The organism is Starkeya nomas, from assembly GCF_902703545.1.
GTDB lineage: Bacteria > Pseudomonadota > Alphaproteobacteria > Rhizobiales > Xanthobacteraceae > Ancylobacter > Ancylobacter moscoviensis.
Genome location: NZ_CACSAS010000016.1, coordinates 1 through 2,058, shown reverse-complemented (window position 1 = coordinate 2,058; position 2,058 = coordinate 1). Strand labels below are relative to the sequence as shown.

The window sequence follows — 2,058 nt, the reverse complement described above, 5'->3', positions numbered from 1 at the left end:
CTGCGTAAATGGCGCGGCGAGCTTTTCACCTCCCATAACGCCCTGATGGTGGTGAAGACCATCGAGGCGTTCCTGGACGAGCTCGTCCAGCTCGGCGTGGTGCTCGGCTATACCCGCTACTTCGACCGCGGGCTGAACCCCAACGCGAACATGCGCCAGGGCATCCTGCGCATCGAGCTCCCCCACGAGAATACGCCGCCGATCTCCGACATGCAGTTCGGCATGCGCCCGTACATCGCGGCGTTCGACATCCTCGCCGCCGACATCCAGCGCGCCCTCGGCGGCCGCGAGGCCATCCCGCTGGCGGCCTGATTCAGGAGAGATCCATGCAGTTCGTTCGCAAGGGCGGCAACCTCTACGTCGAGGCTCGAAACCAGTGGCTCGGCCTCAAGAACTACCAGCTGCCGACGCCGCGGGTGAAGAGCGAGACCCATTCGCCGGGCGGTGGCATCATGGATCTCGACGTGCCGCTCGGCGCCATCGAGCCGCTGACGTTCGGGTTCAACACCATCAATGCCCAGCCCGATCTGCTCGGACTCTTCGGCATGAGCCTGACCCACCGCCAGCTGTTCACCTGCTACGAGATCCTGCAAGACGAGGAGACGGGCACCAAGCGCGAGCGCATCGTCACGATGCGCGGCACCTTCCGCGAGAACACGCCGGAGGAAATGCAGGGCCGCGGCATCAAAGGCTACGGCTATCAGATCGGCTCCATCACCGAATACGAGGACGTCATCGAGGGCTATGGCGTCGTCGCCTACTTCTCGTTCTTCCGCAACGTGTGGAGCGGTTACGGCATCAATGCCGGCGCCGACGAGGACAATCGCATCCTGCGCATTGCGGGCGGCGCCTGACGGCCGCTTGAAACTGCGTTCAATCCAGCTTTCCAGCGAGGTCGCAACGATGGAACTGTCCGGTGAAGTCCTTCCTCCCCCGATCGACAAAGAGCCGACGCTGACGCCGGTGAGGCCGCCGCCCGGATCGCCGAATGATCCGAACCGGACAGGCGGCGCCGACGCCTCGCCAGCCGAGGCGGAGAGCCGGCCCATCGCCGCCGCGGCAGTCGGCGACTTTGCTTTCGTGGATCCTGACAAGCGCGAGACGGTGGTGCCGCTGGAGCACCCGTTCACCCTCGATGGCGTTCGGTACGATGCCATCCGCGTTCGTCGTCTGACGACGGCGGAGGTCAGCGCCGTCATCGGCAACGGTGCGCGCAACATCGACCTCTTTGACGCCTATGCCGCCATGACGGGCCTCCCGGCCGCTGTCCTGCGCCAGCGGATGGACGGCGAAGATGGGCTTGCGGTTACGGGAGCCTGCTCCCGTTTTTTGCCCCGACTGCTGAAGGAAATGTTCGGCTTCAAGTGAGCCTCGCGCGTTGGCGTGCCGTTGCCGGCAGGGTCAGCGCCACCTTCAGCACGCCACTCGCGGACGTCATGGCTATGCACTGGGACGAGCTTCTCCTGTGGTGGAACGAGGCGCGGGACATCGACCGCGAGCGCTGGGCGCCGCTGCGCCAGCTGGCGGGACGCGCCGACAGGAGCGGTGAATGAGCCTCGACGTCTCGCTGCGCCTGCGCATGGTCAACCAGCTGTCCGGCCCGGCCGTCACGGCGGCGAAAGACATGCGCGGCATCGACCGCGCGGCGCGACAGCTCAACGGCGCCCGCGGCGGTCAGCGCCTCGCCGGCGATCTCACCAAGGTTGCGGGAGAAGCCAACAAGGCGGACACCGCTCTGCGCAAGGTCGACCGCGCGGCCGATCGGCTTCGTAACAAGCGGGCCGGCGTCTCGGCCGCCCGACTCGGCCTTCCGACCGGTGGCGCTGGCAGCGGTGTCCGCGCCGGGCTGATGGCGGGAGCAGAGGATGCCGCGGCGGCGGCCGGCGTCTCGCCCATGGTCGCCGGTGTCGCAGGCAGAGGGCTCGGCATCGCTGGCGGCGCTGCCGCGGCCGGTGTCGTTGCGATCTCTGCGGCTCTCGGCGCCTCGATCAAGCAGGCGATGTCCTTCGAGGACGCCATGGCCGAGGTCCGCAAGGCCGTCGACATGCCCGAGGAGGA

General features: G+C 67.4%; 3 protein-coding genes and 2 pseudogenes. All 5 read left to right on the top strand.

Features of this window, described 5'->3' with window-relative positions; genetic code table 11:
- A pseudogene (locus tag STARVERO_RS21870) lies at positions 1–312 on the top strand (hypothetical protein); the annotation flags it as partial.
- 14 nt (positions 313–326) lie between these two features.
- Complete coding sequence (locus STARVERO_RS21865; protein WP_159602093.1) at positions 327–854, top strand: phage major tail tube protein; 528 nt, start codon at positions 327–329, stop codon at positions 852–854.
- Between the two features lie 7 nt (positions 855–861).
- Positions 862–1,368 (top strand): phage tail assembly protein, encoded by a 507-nt coding sequence (locus STARVERO_RS21860; RefSeq protein WP_159602091.1) that lies wholly within the window; start codon positions 862–864, stop codon positions 1,366–1,368.
- A complete protein-coding gene (locus STARVERO_RS21855; protein WP_159602089.1) occupies positions 1,365–1,553 on the top strand; it encodes a hypothetical protein in 189 nt (62 codons plus the stop codon). The genes STARVERO_RS21860 and STARVERO_RS21855 overlap by 4 nt, the downstream gene beginning before the upstream one ends.
- A pseudogene (locus STARVERO_RS21850) lies at positions 1,550–2,058 on the top strand (hypothetical protein); the annotation flags it as partial. The gene STARVERO_RS21855 and the pseudogene STARVERO_RS21850, both read left to right, overlap by 4 nt.

Excerpts from the sequence above, each read along its gene's own strand:
- STARVERO_RS21865 (WP_159602093.1), top strand. The coding sequence starts at position 327 with ATGCAGTTCGTTCGCAAGGGCGGCAACCTCTACGTCGAGGCTCGAAAC.